Raw genomic sequence first — 18,871 nt, 5'->3', positions numbered from 1 at the left:
TCAGTATTAACGATCAATATACAACCAAATTGTGATAGATCAACAATAAAATGATACTTATTTGATTACTCCATCCCCTTTATGAACGCTTCACTGTTTGTCTCTTATCTGCTGTTCTGTGTCGTAATGACCTGCACCCCTGGGCCCAATAATGCACTGGTCATGCTGTCTGGTGCACGATTTGGCATCAGTAAAACCCTACCTCTGGTTTTAGGCATTGCCTTTGGTGTGGCCGTGCAACTCTTCGCCATCGGCATCGGCTTAAATCAGGTGTTTCTGGCCCTGCCCCAGCTCCAATTTATTTTAAGTTTAATCGGCACAGCTTATATTCTGTGGCTCGCATGGAAAATCGCGTCCAGTGGGCCACTTAACATCGAATTAGAACAAAAACCATCGATGGGTTTTCTACAAGGGGCTCTTTTTCAGTGGGTCAATCCCAAAGCGTGGATTATCTCCATCAGCACCATTGCCACTTATTTTGCTTTAAACCATGATGTCAGCGATATTCTTTATGCGGCTCTGATTTTAATGGTAGTTTCCATTCCATGTGTCGGGGTTTGGGCAGTCGGTGGTCTTTTCTTACGCCAATATCTGATGAAACCGCGCTTTGCTTTGAGCTTTAACATCACGATGGCCATCGCCTTATTGGTCGCTGTGTTACCTGCCGCATTAAAATTGATGAATACGCACATCGGAACATAAAAACGCTACAGTGCTTAAAGAAAAAACTGCTCAATGAATGTGACTAAATCCTAAGCCCCAGAAATAAAAAAGCCTGATTTGTGAATCAGGCTTTTTTATTACTGCTGCTGTTGCTGCTCTTGTTGCCAACGGCGTTGCTGTAAACGCTCACCCTCAACCTCACGCTTATTGCGTGCCGACTCATACAGCTTGGCGCCTTTGAGCTCAGGGGGTAAATATTCTTGCATCACAAAATGCTCTGGATAGTTGTGCGGATACAAGTAGTCGACGCCATAGCCCTGCTCTTTCATCAACTTGGTCGGTGCATTTCTTAAATGCAGCGGCACAGGTAAATTCGCTGTTTTCTCGGCCAAATCCAACGCTTTGTTGATCGCAAGATAAGTACTGTTACTTTTGGCACTGGTCGCCAAATACACCGCACACTGCCCAAGAATAATTCGACACTCTGGCATGCCCACCGCTTGAACAGAACGGAAGCATTCTCCAGCCAGCAGCAGTGCATTGGGGTTTGAATTGCCAATGTCCTCAGAGGCTGCAATCAACATCCGACGGGCAATAAAAACGGGATCTTCACCGCCTTTGAGCATGCGTGCCATCCAATACAAAGTAGCATCAGGATCGCTCCCCCGAATCGACTTAATAAAGGCCGACACCAAATCATAGTGCTGCTCACCCGATTTGTCATAACGGGCGATATTTTGCTGTGCAACTTTGACCACCATTGCATTGGTCACGATATTTTCAAGGTCCGGTTCGAAGGTGCCCGCAATCAGTTCAATTAAATTCAAGGCTTTGCGGGCATCACCTGCAGCAAACTGCACCAATGCTTCAAATTCTTCAATTTGAATATAACGCTCTTTTAAAAATGGATCGTTCTTAATCGCTTGCAGTAATAAAGTTTGAATCGCATCGGCATCGAGCGCATTTAAGGTATAGACCTGACAACGCGACAACAACGCACTGTTGACTTCAAAAGAAGGGTTTTCGGTGGTGGCACCAATGAGGGTAATTTTGCCTTTCTCCACAGCATTCAGTAAGGCATCTTGCTGCGATTTGTTAAAACGATGAATTTCATCAATAAACACCACAGGTGGCATTAAATCTCCGCCATCAGCAATGATCTCACGGAGCTCTTTAACCCCCGTATTGAGTGCAGATAGACTGACAAAAGGTCGATCAATCGCTTGCGCCAACAGTAAAGCAATGGTGGTTTTCCCCACGCCTGGCGGCCCCCAAAAAATGATCGATGGCAAATGCCCTTGATCGATCATTTGGCGGAGCGGTGCCTGCTCACCCAATAAGTGATCCTGCCCAATAATTTCAGATAAATCACGCGGGCGTAAACGTTCAGGCAGTGGAATATTGCTATCGGACATAGGGCTAGGACTTATCATGCGTTCATCGAATGCTTATGTTATGGCAAATTCAGGCGAATGACACAAGCTTTTCGTGCAATTTGATTGTGCTTTTATCGACTAGCGAACCCAACGCACAATATAGTCTTCGATGTCATCATCCTGAATCTCTTCTTCAGAAATACAGCGTCCTGCCGCAGACTTTTTCGCTTTCAGAATACTTTGACGTGAGCCCGTGTTCAGATAGTGCCATCTGGGCAAATTTTTACCTTCATGCAGACGACGGTAAGCACAGCTCGGTGGTAACCAATGAATCGTGTCTAAAAGTTCGGGCGTGAGCTGGATACAATCGGGCACATGCTGCTTTCGGTTCGGATAATCCCGACAACTGGCCGTTTGACAGTCCAGCAGTTTACAGGCCACTTTGGTATAGGCGACTTCTTGGCTTTCTTCATCTTCAAGTTTCACCAAACAGCACAGACCACAACCATCACATAACGCTTCCCACTCCGCTGAGCGTAGCTCAGTGAGCGCATAATGCTTCCAAAACTCTGGTCTTAATTCGTTGGACATAACCACTGCCAATAAAACTGAATGCACTATTATAACCTATAGTCACATGGCTTTCAGAGCTATCTAAAGTGTCAATATTTACATCATATTCATAAACTTAAAATATAAACAGAACACTTTTTAAACAAAAGCAACACAGTGTGTCCGAACGTTGTTTCTATACTAATAGAGTAATAAATAAGAACATCTATGGAGAAAAATTATGTTTCGTTGGGCGATTATCTTCGCAGTGATTGCACTGATTGCAAGTTTACTTGGTTTTGGCGGCGTAGCAGGTTTATCCAAAGACTTTGCGATTATTTTATTGGTGATTGCTGTGATTCTTGCGATTGTCGGATTTTTATCCCGTGGCAAAGTCTAAAGTACACAACTCTTAATAAAGAAAAAGAAGGATTCAGATCCTTCTTTTTTTATATGTGCCTTTAAAAAATAATTTCTCACATTTCTCATGTACATCGGAATATTTTTCAAATCCTTGTAAAAGTTTTTATGCTTTAATCAGAGCAGATCATCTATCAGGATTTGAGCATGACAATCAGTATTCAAACTCGAGAAATTCAATATAACGCAGCCGATGGACAACGCTTAGTCGGTTATTTTGCAGCACCAAGCTCTCAAACACCGCATGCAGGTATCATCGTTGCACCCGAATGGTGGGGCCGAAATGAATATACTGAACAACGTGCTCGCGAACTGGCTGAACACGGTTATGCCGCACTGGCGATTGATATGTATGGTGATAAAAATGTCACCACAGATGCGAAACAAGCCTATGAATGGATGATGCAAACTTTTGCCGATGCAGACACCATCGTCAACCGTGCGCAAGCAGGTTTAGATACGCTTGTAGCCCAGCCTGAAGTGAATCCCACTCAGCTGGCGGCGATTGGTTTTTGTTATGGTGGTAAAGTGGTTTTAGACTTAGCTCGCTCAGGCGCACCACTAAAAGCAGTGGCGACTTTCCACGCAACATTGGCACCGAAAGCCCCTGCGGTCGAAGGTCAAATTCAGGGTGAAATTTTAGTTTTACATGGTGAGTTAGACAGCATGGTTACTTTGGATGATGTTGCCAGCTTCCGTGAAGAAATGCATGCTGCAAAAGTGGACCATGAAGTAATCATTTTTGAAGATGCGAAGCACGGTTTTAGCAACCCATTGGCCGATGAGCGTGCCAAAGCCAATGGCGTAGACTTGGGCTATAACCCAGAAGCAGAAAGACAAGGGCTAGATGCAATGTATGACTTGCTAGAACGCAATCTCAGTGCTTAACTAGAGCTGAAAATTCAAATATTTGATTTTTCAGATCCAACAGGATACATAATTAGATTTTAGAGGAGATAACAATGACTGAGACCCACTGCCAATATTGTAATTTTGATGAATATGACGTGCTTGATAAAAATGACTTTGGGGTAATTTTACCCGAACCCAATGCATTGTCTAAAGGTCACTGTGTCATTATCCCTCTACGTCATGTGAGCTCATTTTTTGACATTACCGACAAAGAACGTAAAAGCTTAATGTCTTTGCTGGAACTGGCACGCAATGAACTCCAATTGCGTCATCAACCTTCAGGCTTTCATATTGGTTTTAATGACGGTGAAATATTTGGCAATGTGTCTGAACACTTACATATCCATATTATTCCACGCTACAAAGACCAAGAGCTAAAACTCGATGCACGATGGGGCATGACGAAAGATTAAGTTTTGAGGTTTTAAATGGCGCGTAAGCGCCATTTTTTATGCGCAAAAACTCGGGTTCAGAAAAGACATTCAGTTATACTAAGCCGAATTTCTTGCTTGTGCCTCAGATGTCCCCTTTCTCTTTTTCAGATGCATTACTGACTTGGTTCGATGTTCATGGTCGACATGACCTACCATGGCAAGTAGCCGATGATCCCTACAAAGTCTGGGTGTCTGAAATTATGCTGCAACAGACCCAAGTCAAAACAGTGCTGCAATACTTCGACCGTTTTATCGAACGCTTCCCAACCGTTGCAGCTTTAGGGACAGCATCATGGGATGAGGTCGCACCTTACTGGGCAGGTCTGGGCTACTATGCCCGTGCACGTAATCTACATAAAGCCGCAGGGGTTGTGGCACGTCAGGAGCACTTTCCTCAAACTTTAGAGGACTGGATTGAACTGCCAGGCATTGGTCCATCTACCGCAGGTGCACTCATGTCTTTGGGTTTACGTCAGTACGGTGTCATTATGGATGGCAATGTAAAACGCGTGCTCGCGCGTTTTTTTGCCATTGAGGATGATCTAAGCAAACCTGTGCATGAACGCAGCATGTGGCAACTGGCCACTGAACTCTGTCCAACTGAACGTAACCACGACTATACCCAAGCCATCATGGATTTGGGGGCAACCGTCTGTACCCCTAAAAAACCACTGTGTTTATACTGCCCAATGCAGCAACACTGTAAAGCCCATGCACAAGGGCTAGAAACCGAATTGCCTTTTAAAAAGCCCAAGAAAGCTGTGCCTGTGAAGTCAGCCCAAGTTTTGGTGCTGCGTCATCACAATCAATGGCTGTGGCAACAGCGCCCCAATAGTGGACTGTGGGGCGGTTTATGGTGTTTACCTATTTTTGAAAATCGTGATGAACTCACGCAACTGTGCCAAAGTCTAGGACTGAAACAAATCTCGCAACGCGCTGAAATTTCGCATAGTTTCACCCACTTCACTTGGCAACTGGAAGCACTTTGCTTTGAGGTTGATGCCGACCAGCTCGAACATTTAAGTATAGAATTGGCCAGCACATGGCTAGACATACAAAATGTCACAGAAATGGGCATCCCAACCGCGATGAAAAAATTGATCTCGACAATTCAACTGTGACATAGTTGGGTGATCCATTGGGTTCACCCTGACACTTTAAAATTAGATCACTGAAATAATAAAGGATTGTTCGTGCGTTATTGTTTGCCTCGCCTTTCTGCGCTTGCCAGTTTAAGTTTTGTGATTCTGTTACTCGCAGCTTGCCGTACCATGCCGCCTGCACCGAGTGGAAGCCAGTTACCTGCCTCACAAGTCCAACAACTGAAAAACATGCGTTTAGCTAAGCAGCTGCCTGTCCCTGTCCAAGGCATCAAACGCAATGTCCTCAAAGATACTTGGGGTGCGTCCCGCACTAGCAGACGGACACATGAAGGTATCGACATTCTGGCTCCACGTGGAACAAAAGTTTTTTCTGCCACAGAAGGTCTCGTCGCAGACTTACGCAATAACAATTTGGGTGGTAAAGTGGTTTGGATTATGGGGCCAGCAGGCACTTGGCATTACTACGCTCATCTTGATGACCATAAACGTGGCTTAAGTGTCGGCGACTATGTCAAAAAAGGCGACCTGATTGGCTATGTCGGCAATACAGGCAATGCACGGCACACAGCCCCACATTTGCATTATGGACTTTATTTACAAGGTAAAGGCCGTGGTGCAGTAAATCCCTATCCTTATTTACGTTAACTTTAGGAATTTTTCATGTCAGAAGCGTTGATCAACCGTCTGGTCGAATTTGCTGAATCAGGCAATCAACAAAAAATCATCTTGGCTGGACAAAACCACCAAGGTTGGATCATGGAAATTACCGAAGATGCGCTTTTAATCAGCACTGGATTTGCTGAAAAAACAGGAAAAGATGTCTGGATTAACTTTTCCGACCTCGAACACGCCCAATTGTTTTATTGGGACAATCAACACGACCAATGGGCACCTTTTACCCTATAAAAAGATCAGGAGCATGTTCATGACCACTCAACGCTGCGGATGGTGCTCCTCAGACCCACTTTACATCGACTACCATGATCATGAGTGGGGTAAACCACTACATGATGAAAAGCAATTATTTGCGATGCTCTGCCTCGAAGGTCAACAAGCGGGGCTGTCATGGATTACCGTCCTGAAAAAGCGTGAACATTATCATCGCCAGTTTTTTCAATATTCCATTGAACAGATTGCGGCTTTAAGTGATACAGACTTGGCCGAAAAAGTCCAAGATATCGGCTTAATTCGCCATATCGGGAAGCTGACTGCGATTCGTGACAATGCGATTGCATGGGTTGCACTGAAACAACAAGGCATCAACCCTGTGGAATGGCTCTGGAACTTTGTCGAGCAACATGCCATCAACAATGATGTTCCTGACTACCGCACAGCACCTGCACAAACACCTCAAAGCCAAAGCATGTCAAAAGCACTGAAAAAACAGGGCTTCAAGTTTGTTGGCCCGACCACCTGTTATGCCTTTATGCAAGCGGTCGGTATGGTCAATGATCATGAAAATGGCTGTCATTTTAAATAAAAGTACATAAAAAACAGGAAAATAAGGATCTCGAATATGACGGATAACACCATTCGTGCCTATGCGGCAATGCAAGCAGGTGCAGCACTACAACCCTATCAATTCGATGCTGGTGAACTGCAACCACATCAAGTCGAAGTCCAAGTCGAATATTGTGGATTGTGCCATTCCGATGTTTCGGTCATTAACAATGAATGGAACTCTTCGGTCTATCCAGTTGTCGCTGGTCATGAAATTATTGGCACCATCAGTCGCCTAGGCTCCGAAGCCAAAGGGCTTAAACTTGGACAGCGCGTCGGTATTGGCTGGACGGCAGAAAGCTGCCAACACTGTGACCCCTGTGTATCGGGTCAACAAGTACTCTGTACAGGTGGACCGACTGCAACCATCGTCGGTCATGCAGGTGGCTTTGCCGACAAAGTGCGTGCAGGTTGGCAGTGGATTATTCCTTTACCTGAAGAGCTAGATCCTGAGTCAGCGGGTCCTTTATTGTGTGGCGGTATTACCGTTTTTGATCCAATTTTAAAACACCAAATCCAAGCCATTCACCATGTCGGGGTAATTGGGATTGGTGGTCTAGGGCATATGGCTATTAAGTTACTTCGAGGATGGGGCTGTGAAATTACGGCGTTTACCTCGAACCTCGACAAAACGGAAGAACTCAAGGCCATGGGTGCAGATCATGTGGTGAATAGCCGTGATGTGGATGCACTTAAAACCCAGCGCGGAAAATTTGATCTCATCCTCAGTACGGTGAATGTCACACTCGACTGGCCTGCCTATATTAGTACACTGGCACCGAATGGCACGATCCATCTGCTAGGCTTGCCCTTAGAGCCAATCAAGTTAAATGCAGGTAGTCTAATTGCTGGGGCAAAGTCTATCACGGGTTCGCCCACTGGCTCACCTGCGGCATTACGTCAGCTACTCAAATTCGCTGCACGTAAAAACATTGCGCCACAAATTGAACTGTATCCTATGTCACAGTTGAATGAAGCACTGGAACGGTTACATTCTGGAAAAGCTCGTTATCGGATCGTCCTTAAAGCTGATTTTTAATCCATAAGTGCCTCAAAAGAGGCGCTTTTTTATACCGCTTGTTTGACCAGCGTCGAACTGCTGAGTTGCGCTTTCACCCAATCGGCCAACAAGGTGACCGCTGCGCGAATATCTGTTGAAAGTTCATGGCCTGCATTGAGGCGGATACAGTTTTTATAACGCTGCCCTTCACCAAAGACTTCTCCTGGCACTATATTGATGCCATGCTGTTGAGCAAAATAGTACATATCTAAACCATCAATACACTCGGGCAGCTGTAACCACAGCGCATAACCACCTAAGGGTTGATTGATACGTAACTCAACTCCGTTAAAGGCAAGCTGAATCATGTGTCGGTATTGCTCAACTTGCTGTTTCAAAATCGGCTTTAACTGCTGTAAATGCTCCCGATAAGCACGACTATAAATGAGATCGGCCAGTGCCAACTGCAAGGGTGTATTCACTGTGATATTTTGCATCAGTAACGTAGCCTTCAAATGCGCTAAGCGCTGCGGAATACAAAACCAACCTACCCGATACGCAGTTGAAAGTGACTTGGAAACCGAACCACAGAAAATCACATAACCCTGCTGATCCCAATACTTAATCGGCAACGGACGACTCGAACTGAAACAACATTCACCATAAATATCATCTTCAATCACATAGCACTGATAGCGCGCAGCCAGTTGTGCAATTTTTTCTTTTTCTGCATTGCTTAAGCAAAACCCCAATGGATTTTGATAATTGGCCGTGAGTAAGCACGCTTTTGCGCCTGAACTTTGCATGACCTGCTCTAAGCGTTCAAGATCAAAGCCTTGAGTATCGGCTGGAATTTCAATAATTTTTCGCTTTAACCCCGCCAACATTTGCAACTGACCATTAAAATTTGGGGTTGGTACAATTACGCTGTCGCCTTCCTTGCTGAGGTGTTGAATCATCACCGACAACGCAGGCATACAGCCATTGCTGATGTAGATATCATCCTGCGAAATATAAAAGCCATCTTCAGCCCAATGCTCAGACAAAGCCTGCCGCAAGCGAATATGACCTTGCTTATCGCTATATAAAAAATCTTCAGGTTGACTGTGTTTTAAGGCGCGTTGAATGGAGCGGCGGAGCGCTTCTACAGGCACATGTTTTGGAGAAAGCTGAATCGCTCCCAAATGGATGAGACGGCTATTAATGGAAGACTGTTGAATTTCCAGCTGTAGCTCTAAATTAGAAATATCACGGGCTTGAGACTGAAAATCAGGATGCTGCGGTACAGGAATAGATGGGCTGGTATTTTTTTGATAACTGACAAAATAGCCCGACTTATTTTTCACATGAATATACCCCTGCGACTCGAGTAGCTCATAACAGCTCTTGGCCGTATTCAAGCTGACCTTTTGTAAGTTGGCAAACTGGCGTAACGACAACAGCTTTTGCCCTGCGGGTAATTCAGCATTTTGAATTTTTTCAAGCAACTGTGCAGCCAAGCTTTGATACTGAAATGCCATTCATCTGTACCTATTTTTTTAACTTTTATGTATCTGTATCCATTATGCCAACAGAATTATGCTTATGTCATTCGTTCACAACCATAAATAGGCACTTTTATGAAAAAAATAATCATATCTCTCTTTTGCTTATTGAGCTTATCGGCTTGCCAACCGCCACATATTTCGCAGCAGGTACAGCAGCAGCATTTTATTTGTAAAGCACTGATTGAAGGCTTTCTGAAAACGCAAAATTTAACGGATTATCAGTTTTTAAGTTTAGCGCCGAGCTTGACTGAAACATCGACCCAACGAACCTATCAATATCGGTTGAACAATGAACGTGAAATGCAGATGAACTTGCCTCGCCAGAAAAATTTACAGTTTCAATGTGACCAAAGCAGTGCTGAAAACTTCAAGATCTCGCTCGCTGGTGAAGGACATGCCATGCTCAGTTTAATCCAGTTAGACCTGCCTAAGGCTTCAACCTTAGAGCTGCTGAGCGCTTATCAACAGCCTTAAGTTTTAAAACATAAAAAGCCTGCATTGCAGGCTTCTTCGTCTTCAAAATTAACGTAAGGCAACTGGTAAATGGGCAGGAGTATCTTCTTGTTCCAGCAATTGATTTTTCATTTTTTGCAGCATTTGATAGGGTTGTTGTTGGACAAACATATTCACAAACTTCAGTGGTATCGATCCCTCAGGGTTGGCATAGCCCGAGGTCGAAACCTTGACTTTATTTGGTCCCAGTTTCTGAAAGGTCCAATCGCCCTCATAATGATTTAGACGCACATAATCTGGATTTTTAAGGATGTTTTTATCAATCGCTTTATTTTTAATGCTAATAATGCCCTGACTGTCCTTGGTCATTTTCCCCTGCACCACCAAGTCGCGGTCTTTTAAAGGAAAAGGAAAATCCAGCACCATATACAGTTGAAACTCGCCTTTTTTATCATCGCGCGACAAGACTTTCACACTGCCCATATACGGCACCCATTTCACCGCATGGTCAACATCTAAGATCAATGACACTGCTTTTTCAATCGGCACATCAAACGTGGTTTCAGCCTTATATAAAAAAACTGGGTTTTGTGCATTTTGATAGGTCCAAACTTTAATATTATTTTTATGAATACTGAGTTTGGCTTGATCCATAGGTTTGGCCTGTGCTGTCGTCATCACGGCAACAACACAAGCCATATATATGACTTTTTTCATTCTATTCTTCGTCTTATTTTAGTTTTTTATCTTGTTTTTATGGCGAATGAAACAGGTTTTAAACTTGAATGTCGTTAAAACCCAGTACATCTTTCATGTCATATTTACGTGCTTCACGTCCTACCACCCAAGCCGCAGCGCGTACCGCACCCGAAGCAAAGTTCATACGGTTGGTCGCTTTATGGGTAATTTCAACACGCTCACCATCAGCAATAAACATAGCCGTATGTTCACCGACAATATCGCCGCCACGAATGGTTTGGAAACCAATACTTTGACGCTCACGTGGTCCTGTATGACCTTCACGACAATACACTGCATCGGTTTTCAAGTCACGACCTAAAGCACCCGCAATCGCCTCACCCATCATCAACGCTGTGCCTGATGGTGCATCGACTTTATGACGGTGATGCGCTTCAATCACTTCAATATCCACTGTGTCGCCAAAGACTTTAGACGCCAATTCCAACAGTTTAATCGAAACATTGACCCCCACAGAATAGTTGGCTGCATAGACCACAGGTGTTTGAGTCGCAGAGTCATCCAAATAAGCTTTTTGTTCGTCATTCATGCCCGTGGTGCCAATGACAATGGCGACCCCAGCTTCACGACAAATTTTTAAATGCTGAACGGTCGCTACTGGTGCAGTGAAATCAATGATCACATCACAATCTTTCACTACCGCTTCCAGACTACCCACCACCTTCACGCCTAGGCTGCCAATACCTGCAAGCTCACCTGCATCTGTACCAACCAGTGAGCTTTCAGGACGTTCCACTGCCGCAGCCAGTTGATAGCCTGCTTCATGTACCGCTTGAATAAGGATGCGACCCATACGACCGCCGGCACCTAAGACCCCAATGCGTGGAGCTGCTGACATAACATATTCCTAATCTAGCTTCAAAATTGCTCTTACTATAGCAAAACTGATTGCACAGACTAAGGTTTGTTGGGCATTTTCATCGAAAAAATCGCTTTATTTTCAAACATGATTTCTCCAGCTTTTCACAAATTTGCAATCAATCTTACGCAGACTAGGTTCGCATTTAAAAACAACTTTAAAATGAGGAAAATAGAATGAAAGCCAAGGTACTTTTTCTAGCGATGGCGTTTGGGGGCAGTTGGGCACAAGTTCAGGCTGAACCCGCTGTTCAAGCGGGCGACACCTTAGAAAGTTTGTCACAGGTAAAGATCACCACCAGCACACACCCTAAAGTACAGGCCGAACAACAAGTACAAGCCGCTGCACCTATGGCTGAAGAAATGGTGTCGGTTGAAGAGATCGATCAACCTGAGCTGCCAACAGAAGGGCAATAACATAAAAAAAGCGGGAAAATCTTCCCGCTCTTTTCAACACCAATTCAGACCTACCGTATTCAATTAATCAAACAGTCGGTCAAAGAAAGACTTTTTCTTTGGTGATGATTTGTGATCATCTCCATCTAAAGTTTCTTGCAACTCTTTCAACAGTTCACGTTGACGTGCCGTCAAGTTAACGGGTGTTTCAATCACGATACGGCACAGTAAGTCACCTTGCATACTGGTACGTACAGGTTTAACCCCTTTACCACGTAAACGGAACATTTTACCCGTTTGTGTGCCTTCAGGAATTTTCAAACTCACACGACCTTCGAGTGTCGGGATTTCAATTTCTTTACCCAAAGCAGCATCGGCAATGCTCACAGGAACATCCATATACAGGTCTGCACCATCACGTTGGAAGATTTCGTGCTCACGCACCACCACTTCTACGTACAAATCGCCTGACTGACCATCACGAATCGCTTCGCCTTTACCCGTTAAACGAACGCGGTCACCATTGTCGACGCCCGCAGGAATCGTCACTTCTAAGGTTTGTTGACGGTCTTTAACGCCTGAACCATGACAGGTATTACATGGGTTCTTAATGATCTTACCCTGACCGCGACAGGTGCTACAAGTCTGCTGTACAGAGAAGAAACCTTGCTGCATGCGAACCTGACCTGCACCATGACAAGTTTTACAGGTTTCAACATCGTTCGGGTTTTTAGAGCCTTTACCGTCACAGGTTTCACACGGCGCTGGTGAGGTAAAAGTAATGGTTTTTTTCACCCCTCTTACTGCTTCTTCCAACGTCAGTTCCATCACATAACGTAAGTCAGAACCACGACGTGCACGCTGTTGACCACGACCACCGCCGCCACCAAATGCGCCACCGAAAATGTCACCGAATTGACTAAAAATGTCTTCTGCGCTGAAACCACCACCGAAGCCGCCTCCGCCGCCCATACCACCTTCAAAGGCTTGATGCCCCATACGGTCATACATGCTACGCTTTTCGCTATCCGATAAAATTTCATAAGCTTCAGCCGCTTCTTTAAACTTCTCTTCAGCTTCGGCATTGTCAGGGTTGCGGTCCGGATGATATTTCATCGCCAACTTACGGTAGGCTTTTTTAATTTCATCATCACTAGCGGTTTTAGCAACACCTAAAACCTCATAATAATCACGTTTAGCCATGTCTGGCGATGCTCCTCACGGAATTTATTTAATACTCAACTGTGGTCTGAAATTGGGTTCAAACCAAGTTTTACAAGGGGGTGTTTGAAAAAAAATCAGTAGAATTAGAAAACTGCTTTATTTTTCAAAAATTTAGACAGGCCTTTAAACCATGCATTTAGAAGGAAGAGAAATGCAATACAGCTAAAAACCACACCTGCAACCGTGCATGCAGTCACCCACAATGCGCTGTCCCAAGTGAAGAAAATAAGAGGAATAAACCACAGTGCTGCAAATAAAGCCAAAATGCTATAAATCACAATATTGCGCATGACCCAGAGTGCTTGCGCTTGTAACCACACTTCGGCATGATCAATTTGCGTGACTTTTCGGGCATACCAATAGGAAAATGCGCCACTAATCACAGTAAACAAAGCCAAAAACATGAAGACATAAGAAATCGCGATAGAGCGGCGATACTTGGTTACATTGTCTTGCATCATGCGTTTAACCCCATTTGCCACATCGTTGGTTTTTTAATGTGTAGCAAAAAACTGCTTTATAAAAATGCCATAAATTTCAGGTGCTACTATATTGAAATTTTCAACGTTTCGCACCTGATATTGGCATAAATTTACAGCTTATGGCTAATTTTTTTTACTTTAAACCACTGCGCGTACAAGGCAGGTAAAAAGAACAGGGTTAATAGCGTCGCCACAATCAGTCCGCCCATGATCGCAACCGCCATGGGCCCAAAGAAAATACTTCTCGATAGTGGGATCATAGCCAGAACTGCTGCCAATGCTGTCAGCACAATTGGACGACAACGTCGCACCGTCGCATCGATGATCGCATCCCATGATTCATGCCCCGCTTGAATGTCTTGCTCAATCTGATCAATCAAGATCAGTGAGTTGCGCATGATCATGCCCGACAAGGCAATGGTACCCAACATCGCAACAAAGCCAAAAGGTTTATTGAACAACAGCAGGAATAACACCACGCCGATCAAACCTAAAGGCGCAGTGAGTAAGACAATCGTGGCACGAGACATACTGCGCAGTTGAATCATCAGCAAAGTCATGACCACGGCCAAGAACAAAGGCATACCCGCTGCAACCGATTTACCCCCACGTGCAGACTCTTCCACTGTACCGCCAACTTCAACCAAATAGCCATTCGGCAGTTCCGCACGCAGCTGATTCATCTGTTCGGCCATTTCATCCACCACCGTGGCCGGCTGTAACTTGGTCCGAATATCTGCACGTACCGTAATGGTCGGTAGGCGGTTACGATGCCAAATCAAACCTTCTTCAAAGCTATAATCAATTTTTGCAATTTGTGCCAACGGTACTGTTCCGCCATTTGAAGTTGGAACGGCAAGGCTCGCCAATGATGCTACTTCAACCCGCTCGGCTTGATCGCCACGTAAACGGATTTCAATCAGTTCACGTTTCTCACGGTACTGGTTAATGGTGGCACCCGAAATTGAGCTGTTCAAGAAATTGGCCAAATCTAAACTCGATACCCCCATTTGGCGGGCACGGTCTTGGTCAATCTCTAAATTGATCATCTTGCTTGGTTCACCCCAGTCCAAGTGCACATTGGTGGTGTTGGGGTTAGCACTCAGCATTGCCGCGACTTTATCCGCCCAAGCACGCACTTGGGTTAGGTCTTCACCCGATACGCGATATTGAAGTGGATAACCAACAGGTGGACCGTTTTCAAGTAAAGAGACACGAGTACGTACATCGGGCAATAACTGACGGATTTGGGTGTCTAAGGATTTGCGAATTTCATTGCGATCATCCAGTGAAGAAGCCAAGACCACAAACTGAGCAAAGCTGGCTTGTGGTAGCTGCTGATCGAGCGGTAAATAAAAACGTGGCGAGCCTGTGCCCACATATGCCACATAATTATCAATGCCTTCTTGCTTCGACAGGAACTGTTCAACTTTTTTCACCGCATTTTCAGTTGCGGTTAAAGATGCTCCTTCTTCAAGTTTTAAGTCGACCAAAATTTCGGCACGATTCGAAGGCGGGAAAAACTGCTGTGGTACTAACTTAAACATCAACACCGAGAGTACAAAAATAGCCACAGTCGTCGCAATGACCGTTTTACGATAGGTCACACACAGATCGACCCAACGGCGAAAACCTTGATAGAACTTGGTTTGATAAGGATCGTGATGCTCACCTGCATGATGCACCATCGGCTGAGGTTCTGGCTGTTTGCGCAAACGTGCCCACAAACGGCTATACCACGGCGCTTTTTGAATCAGCTCTTTATTAAAATCGGGCAGGAGTTTGTCACCCAAATAAGGTACAAAAAGCACCGCTGCAAACCATGACACAATTAAGGCAATGGTCACCACTTGGAAAATAGAACGGGTATATTCGCCTGTACTGGACGCTGCTGTAGCAATCGGTAAGAAGCCCGCAGCGGTAATCAAGGTTCCCGTCAACATTGGGAAAGCCGTCGTTCGCCACGCATGCCCTGCTGCTTGTAGTCGACTGTAGCCTTGCTCCATTTTGATCGCCATCATTTCCACAGCAATAATAGCGTCATCGACCAAGAGCCCGAGCGCCAAAATCAACGCACCTAAGGAAATTTTATGTAGACCGACATCAAAAATATTCATGCCTGCAAAGGTCATGGCTAGGACCAATGGAATGGAGAATGCCACCACCAGTCCAGTACGGAAACCCAGCGAGAAAAAGCTAACCAGCAAGACAATAATCACCGCTTCAGCCAAAACTTTCATGAACTCGTTGACACTACGCTTCACCGCAACAGGCTGATCTGAAACTTTCTTCAGCTCCATACCTAAAGGCAAAGTTTTTTGCAGCGTGGAAAACTCGGTTTCTAGGTTTTTGCCCAAAGCCAAGATGTCGCCACCTTTACGCATCGATACCGCAATGCCAATGCCATTTTCCCCCATAAAGCGCATACGGGGTTGAGCAGGTTCACTAAAGCCACGATAGACGTCGGCAACATCGCTGAGCTGGATGGTTTTCCCATTGACCAATAAAGGCATACGTTGCAGTTCTTCAACGCTCTTAATTTGTCCTGTGACTCGGAGTTGAATACGATCCGACTCTGTTTCAAAAAAGCCTGCACTGGCCATGGTATTTTGCTGTTGCAGGGCTTGTTGTACCGCTGTTACAGGAATGCCTAACTGCGCCGACTTAGTGTTGGAAATTTCAATCCAAATCTTTTGATCTTGCAACCCAACCAAGTTGACCTTGGCGACATCTTTGACGCGTTGCAGTTGTAACTGTAGACGGTCGGCATATTCTTTCATCACCGCATAATCAAAATCTTTACCCGTCAGCACATAAATGTTGCCGAAAGTATCGCCAAACTCATCATTAAAGAATGGTCCTTGTACCCCATTGGGCAGCTGATGTTTGATGTCTCCAACCTTCTTGCGTACGTCATACCACACATCCGGTATCTCACTGGAGCGCATGGCATCTCGTGCCACAAAAGTCACCATCGACTCGCCGGGTCTGGAGTAGGCCATAATGCGCTCATACTTACCCGTGGTCATCAGCTCTTTTTCAATACGGTCGGTCACTTGTTCAGACACTTCACGCGCCGTTGCACCCGGCCAATAGGTCTGTACCACCATCACTTTAAAGGTAAAAGGTGGGTCTTCGCTTTGTGCAAGTTTGGAATAAGACACCACACCCACGATGCCCAGTAACAACATTAAATAAAGGACCAAGCCCTTATTTTTTAAGGCCCATTCCGACAGGTTATAGTTCATGCTTAACTCCCTGTCGCAATCTTGACCGTTTTATTGTCACGGCTAATCGGTTGAATTTTTTGTTTTTCACGCAGTAAATGCACCCCACCCACCACGACATAGTCCTTTGGCTGTAAACCTGAACGAATGGTAACGTTGTCTCGACCATACTCCCCCACGCTGACAGGGACTTTACGAATACTGTTGTCAGCATTCACCACCCAGACATAAGCATTTTTACCTGCAGCGGAAACACTGGCTAACGGTACACTCAACACATTGCTTTCAGTTGAACTGAAAAACACCCGAGCACTCTGTCCCAGTTGAATCGTATTTTGTCCTTCACGCAAAGCCACTTTGACACTAAAAGTACGTGACTGATCTGCGGCAGGCGAAATTTCACGGACGTAGGCAGCAAAACGTTCATCGGGTTTAGACCACAAAGTGACTAGGGCATCTTGTCCAACTTTAATCTGAGCAATGGCTTGTTCAGGTACACCAATTACCACTTCACGATCACCTGAAATGGCCAACTGAAAAGCCGGTTGTCCTGCTGAAATCACCTGCCCAATTTCAATATTACGCTCGGTAATCACACCGTTTTTATTGGCGATCAGTTGGTTATAACTGGTTTGGTTTTGCGTAACGTTGTAATTGGCTTGTGCTTGTTTCAAGCTCGACAGTGCGGCTTTGTATTGATTTTCAACGCTGTCGTACTGTGAACGACTCACCGCATTACTCGGTAATAATTGTTTAAAGCGATTGAGTTCATCCTGCGCATTTTTTTCAGCCGCTTGAGCACTTTCTAACTGTGCTTTGGCTGCATTTAATTGCAACTGGGCATCTTGCACATCTAAGCGTGCTAAAACTTGTCCGACTTTGACTTGGTCACCCACATCGACCAGACGCTCCGTGACTTGTCCCCCAACACGAAAGGACAATGCAGTTTGTTGGCGGGCTTGCACTTCGCCTGCATAGCTTTTTTGTTCTAGATGCGTGGTATTCGGCTGGCTCACCATTACCAAAGGCACTGACTCTGGTTCGGTCGTGTCTTTGCTACATCCCCACAAGGTGATACTACACACCACCATCATACTTGCCACAAGGGTCTGAATTTTGCTCATGAAGTCTGCTCTTCTTCCATAACCACCAATTAATCAGGCACAATATCCAGACTTAACTTGGTTATTTTTTAATTAATATACTGCATAGTACACTAATTAAAGATATGCTCAGATGTAAATGACTTTTTGAACTTTTTTTTAGGAAAATGTGTGCAAGCTTCAGCAGGACGTCCCAAAGATTTAGAAAAACGGCAACGTATTTTGGAGGTGGCACGTCAGTTGTTTTTACAACATGGCTACCACGGCTCCAGCATGGACCATATTGCCAAGGAAGCGCACGTCACCAAACTCACGGTGTATAACCATTTTCAAGACAAAGCCAATCTGTTCAGTTGTGCGATTGAGGAAACCTGTGAAAAGCTGATGCTGGGTCGTTCATTTCAATTGCAACGTGCCGAAGACTTTGTGCCCATGCTCAAACAGATCTGCGCGTTATCGATGCATATTATTAACCTGCCTGAGGCCATCAAGCTGGAGCACCTGTTATTACAACTAGCCGCTGAACAAAACCCATTGCTAGAGAACTTCTATAAAGCCTCCCACCTCAAAATGCGAGCGATTTGGGAACAGTTCTTTGCCCAAGCTCAAGCCTTAGGCGTGCTTCAGTTTGAACAAGTCAACGAGGTCATCACCTTATTAATGTCTCTGCTGTTTGGATATCGTCACCAAGAAATGTTGTTGGGGATGAATGAAGTGCCCAATGCCGAACAACGCGAGCAACTGATTCAAGAAGCGATTGCGATTTTTTTATTAAAATACCCTTTAAAAACACCTTAAGATCCGGTTAATTAAATTTATATTTTTTATAATTAATTCAAATGCTTGCAATTATAAACTCTCT

21 protein-coding genes are annotated in these 18,871 nt (G+C 44.8%); 12 read left to right on the top strand and 9 right to left on the bottom strand.

Annotated features, from left to right (window positions below; all coding sequences use genetic code 11):
* Positions 1-126: 126 nt before the first annotated feature.
* A complete protein-coding gene (locus MF4640_RS00190; RefSeq protein ID WP_078388273.1) occupies positions 127-702 on the top strand; it encodes a LysE family translocator in 576 nt (191 codons plus the stop codon).
* Positions 703-800: 98 nt separating this feature from the next.
* Here MF4640_RS00190 and MF4640_RS00185 read toward each other — a convergent pair whose 3' ends face one another.
* Positions 801-2,078, bottom strand: coding sequence for a replication-associated recombination protein A (locus MF4640_RS00185; protein WP_078388272.1), 1,278 nt, complete (start codon positions 2,076-2,078; stop codon positions 801-803).
* Positions 2,079-2,177: 99 nt separating this feature from the next.
* A complete protein-coding gene (locus MF4640_RS00180; protein WP_039890724.1) occupies positions 2,178-2,630 on the bottom strand; it encodes a YcgN family cysteine cluster protein in 453 nt (150 codons plus the stop codon).
* A gap of 202 nt (positions 2,631-2,832) precedes the next feature.
* On the opposite strand from MF4640_RS00180, the gene MF4640_RS00175 reads away from it, so the two are divergent.
* The 8 genes from MF4640_RS00175 to ahr all read left to right on the top strand — a co-directional run bounded on the left by MF4640_RS00175 (position 2,833) and on the right by ahr (position 7,999).
* Positions 2,833-2,991 (top strand): DUF1328 domain-containing protein, encoded by a 159-nt coding sequence (locus MF4640_RS00175; protein ID WP_004647174.1) that lies wholly within the window; start codon positions 2,833-2,835, stop codon positions 2,989-2,991.
* A gap of 167 nt (positions 2,992-3,158) precedes the next feature.
* The gene (locus tag MF4640_RS00170) at positions 3,159-3,899 is read left to right on the top strand and encodes a dienelactone hydrolase family protein (RefSeq protein ID WP_078388271.1); all 741 of its coding nucleotides are present in this window, start codon (positions 3,159-3,161) and stop codon (positions 3,897-3,899) included.
* Between the two features lie 74 nt (positions 3,900-3,973).
* Positions 3,974-4,336, top strand: coding sequence for an HIT family protein (locus tag MF4640_RS00165; RefSeq protein WP_004691832.1), 363 nt, complete (start codon positions 3,974-3,976; stop codon positions 4,334-4,336).
* Between the two features lie 107 nt (positions 4,337-4,443).
* Entirely contained in the window at positions 4,444-5,478 is a 1,035-nt protein-coding gene (gene mutY / locus MF4640_RS00160; protein ID WP_078388341.1) for an A/G-specific adenine glycosylase, read from the top strand.
* Positions 5,479-5,562: 84 nt separating this feature from the next.
* On the top strand, positions 5,563-6,105 hold the full coding sequence (locus MF4640_RS00155; RefSeq protein WP_171263833.1) for a M23 family metallopeptidase: 543 nt from the start codon (positions 5,563-5,565) through the stop codon (positions 6,103-6,105).
* Between the two features lie 15 nt (positions 6,106-6,120).
* A complete protein-coding gene (locus MF4640_RS00150; RefSeq protein WP_004691836.1) occupies positions 6,121-6,366 on the top strand; it encodes a hypothetical protein in 246 nt (81 codons plus the stop codon).
* Between the two features lie 19 nt (positions 6,367-6,385).
* The gene (locus MF4640_RS00145) at positions 6,386-6,940 is read left to right on the top strand and encodes a DNA-3-methyladenine glycosylase I (RefSeq protein WP_078388269.1); all 555 of its coding nucleotides are present in this window, start codon (positions 6,386-6,388) and stop codon (positions 6,938-6,940) included.
* Between the two features lie 36 nt (positions 6,941-6,976).
* Positions 6,977-7,999 (top strand): NADPH-dependent aldehyde reductase Ahr, encoded by a 1,023-nt coding sequence (ahr, locus tag MF4640_RS00140; RefSeq protein WP_078388268.1) that lies wholly within the window; start codon positions 6,977-6,979, stop codon positions 7,997-7,999.
* A 29-nt stretch (positions 8,000-8,028) separates the two neighbouring features.
* On the opposite strand, the gene MF4640_RS00135 is transcribed toward ahr, so the two are convergent.
* On the bottom strand, positions 8,029-9,480 hold the full coding sequence (locus MF4640_RS00135; RefSeq protein ID WP_078388267.1) for a PLP-dependent aminotransferase family protein: 1,452 nt from the start codon (positions 9,478-9,480) through the stop codon (positions 8,029-8,031).
* Between the two features lie 99 nt (positions 9,481-9,579).
* On the opposite strand from MF4640_RS00135, the gene MF4640_RS00130 reads away from it, so the two are divergent.
* Positions 9,580-9,981: a hypothetical protein gene (locus MF4640_RS00130; protein ID WP_078388266.1), complete on the top strand. Its 402-nt coding sequence runs from the start codon at positions 9,580-9,582 to the stop codon at positions 9,979-9,981.
* A 48-nt stretch (positions 9,982-10,029) separates the two neighbouring features.
* Here the strand turns inward: MF4640_RS00130 and MF4640_RS00125 are convergent, their stop codons facing one another.
* The gene (locus MF4640_RS00125; protein ID WP_078388265.1) at positions 10,030-10,677 is read right to left on the bottom strand and encodes an START domain-containing protein; all 648 of its coding nucleotides are present in this window, start codon (positions 10,675-10,677) and stop codon (positions 10,030-10,032) included.
* Between the two features lie 58 nt (positions 10,678-10,735).
* Entirely contained in the window at positions 10,736-11,557 is an 822-nt protein-coding gene (gene dapB, locus MF4640_RS00120; RefSeq protein ID WP_062031806.1) for a 4-hydroxy-tetrahydrodipicolinate reductase, read from the bottom strand.
* Between the two features lie 197 nt (positions 11,558-11,754).
* Between dapB and MF4640_RS00115 the strand changes: the two genes are divergently transcribed.
* Complete coding sequence (locus MF4640_RS00115) at positions 11,755-11,994, top strand: hypothetical protein (RefSeq protein ID WP_078388264.1); 240 nt, start codon at positions 11,755-11,757, stop codon at positions 11,992-11,994.
* Positions 11,995-12,057: 63 nt separating this feature from the next.
* On the opposite strand, the gene dnaJ is transcribed toward MF4640_RS00115, so the two are convergent.
* From dnaJ to MF4640_RS00095, 4 genes are all read right to left on the bottom strand, one after another.
* A complete protein-coding gene (gene dnaJ, locus MF4640_RS00110) occupies positions 12,058-13,176 on the bottom strand; it encodes a molecular chaperone DnaJ (protein ID WP_078388263.1) in 1,119 nt (372 codons plus the stop codon).
* 104 nt (positions 13,177-13,280) lie between these two features.
* Complete coding sequence (locus MF4640_RS00105; protein WP_004978426.1) at positions 13,281-13,658, bottom strand: hypothetical protein; 378 nt, start codon at positions 13,656-13,658, stop codon at positions 13,281-13,283.
* Between the two features lie 131 nt (positions 13,659-13,789).
* Complete coding sequence (locus tag MF4640_RS00100; RefSeq protein ID WP_078388262.1) at positions 13,790-16,927, bottom strand: efflux RND transporter permease subunit; 3,138 nt, start codon at positions 16,925-16,927, stop codon at positions 13,790-13,792.
* Positions 16,928-16,929: 2 nt separating this feature from the next.
* Positions 16,930-18,030, bottom strand: a complete 1,101-nt coding sequence (locus tag MF4640_RS00095) for an efflux RND transporter periplasmic adaptor subunit (protein WP_078388261.1) — start codon at positions 18,028-18,030, stop codon at positions 16,930-16,932.
* A gap of 150 nt (positions 18,031-18,180) precedes the next feature.
* Here MF4640_RS00095 and MF4640_RS00090 point away from each other — a divergent pair, with 150 nt between their 5' ends.
* Positions 18,181-18,807, top strand: coding sequence for a TetR/AcrR family transcriptional regulator (locus tag MF4640_RS00090; RefSeq protein ID WP_078388260.1), 627 nt, complete (start codon positions 18,181-18,183; stop codon positions 18,805-18,807).
* Positions 18,808-18,871: the final 64 nt, after the last annotated feature.

The sequence above is a fragment of the Acinetobacter sp. MF4640 genome, assembly GCF_002018895.1.
GTDB classification, from domain to species: domain Bacteria; phylum Pseudomonadota; class Gammaproteobacteria; order Pseudomonadales; family Moraxellaceae; genus Acinetobacter; species Acinetobacter johnsonii.
This window is presented reverse-complemented; position numbering and strand designations above follow the sequence as displayed.

What these genes read in the sequence shown, in the direction of transcription:
- MF4640_RS00115 (WP_078388264.1), top strand. Translation starts at nt 11,755, where the DNA reads ATGAAAGCCAAGGTACTTTTTCTAGCGATGGCGTTTGGGGGCAGTTGG.
- MF4640_RS00170 (WP_078388271.1), top strand. Translation starts at nt 3,159, where the DNA reads ATGACAATCAGTATTCAAACTCGAGAAATTCAATATAACGCAGCCGAT.
- MF4640_RS00145 (WP_078388269.1), top strand. Translation starts at nt 6,386, where the DNA reads ATGACCACTCAACGCTGCGGATGGTGCTCCTCAGACCCACTTTACATC.
- MF4640_RS00185 (WP_078388272.1), bottom strand. Translation starts at nt 2,078, where the DNA reads ATGTCCGATAGCAATATTCCACTGCCTGAACGTTTACGCCCGCGTGAT.
- MF4640_RS00100 (WP_078388262.1), bottom strand. Translation starts at nt 16,927, where the DNA reads ATGAACTATAACCTGTCGGAATGGGCCTTAAAAAATAAGGGCTTGGTC.
- MF4640_RS00165 (WP_004691832.1), top strand. Translation starts at nt 3,974, where the DNA reads ATGACTGAGACCCACTGCCAATATTGTAATTTTGATGAATATGACGTG.
- MF4640_RS00130 (WP_078388266.1), top strand. Translation starts at nt 9,580, where the DNA reads ATGAAAAAAATAATCATATCTCTCTTTTGCTTATTGAGCTTATCGGCT.
- dnaJ (WP_078388263.1), bottom strand. Translation starts at nt 13,176, where the DNA reads ATGGCTAAACGTGATTATTATGAGGTTTTAGGTGTTGCTAAAACCGCT.
- MF4640_RS00125 (WP_078388265.1), bottom strand. Translation starts at nt 10,677, where the DNA reads ATGAAAAAAGTCATATATATGGCTTGTGTTGTTGCCGTGATGACGACA.
- mutY (WP_078388341.1), top strand. Translation starts at nt 4,444, where the DNA reads ATGTCCCCTTTCTCTTTTTCAGATGCATTACTGACTTGGTTCGATGTT.
- MF4640_RS00190 (WP_078388273.1), top strand. Translation starts at nt 127, where the DNA reads ATGACCTGCACCCCTGGGCCCAATAATGCACTGGTCATGCTGTCTGGT.
- ahr (WP_078388268.1), top strand. Translation starts at nt 6,977, where the DNA reads ATGACGGATAACACCATTCGTGCCTATGCGGCAATGCAAGCAGGTGCA.
- MF4640_RS00135 (WP_078388267.1), bottom strand. Translation starts at nt 9,480, where the DNA reads ATGGCATTTCAGTATCAAAGCTTGGCTGCACAGTTGCTTGAAAAAATT.
- MF4640_RS00105 (WP_004978426.1), bottom strand. Translation starts at nt 13,658, where the DNA reads ATGATGCAAGACAATGTAACCAAGTATCGCCGCTCTATCGCGATTTCT.
- MF4640_RS00180 (WP_039890724.1), bottom strand. Translation starts at nt 2,630, where the DNA reads ATGTCCAACGAATTAAGACCAGAGTTTTGGAAGCATTATGCGCTCACT.
- MF4640_RS00150 (WP_004691836.1), top strand. Translation starts at nt 6,121, where the DNA reads ATGTCAGAAGCGTTGATCAACCGTCTGGTCGAATTTGCTGAATCAGGC.
- MF4640_RS00095 (WP_078388261.1), bottom strand. Translation starts at nt 18,030, where the DNA reads ATGAGCAAAATTCAGACCCTTGTGGCAAGTATGATGGTGGTGTGTAGT.
- dapB (WP_062031806.1), bottom strand. Translation starts at nt 11,557, where the DNA reads ATGTCAGCAGCTCCACGCATTGGGGTCTTAGGTGCCGGCGGTCGTATG.
- MF4640_RS00175 (WP_004647174.1), top strand. Translation starts at nt 2,833, where the DNA reads ATGTTTCGTTGGGCGATTATCTTCGCAGTGATTGCACTGATTGCAAGT.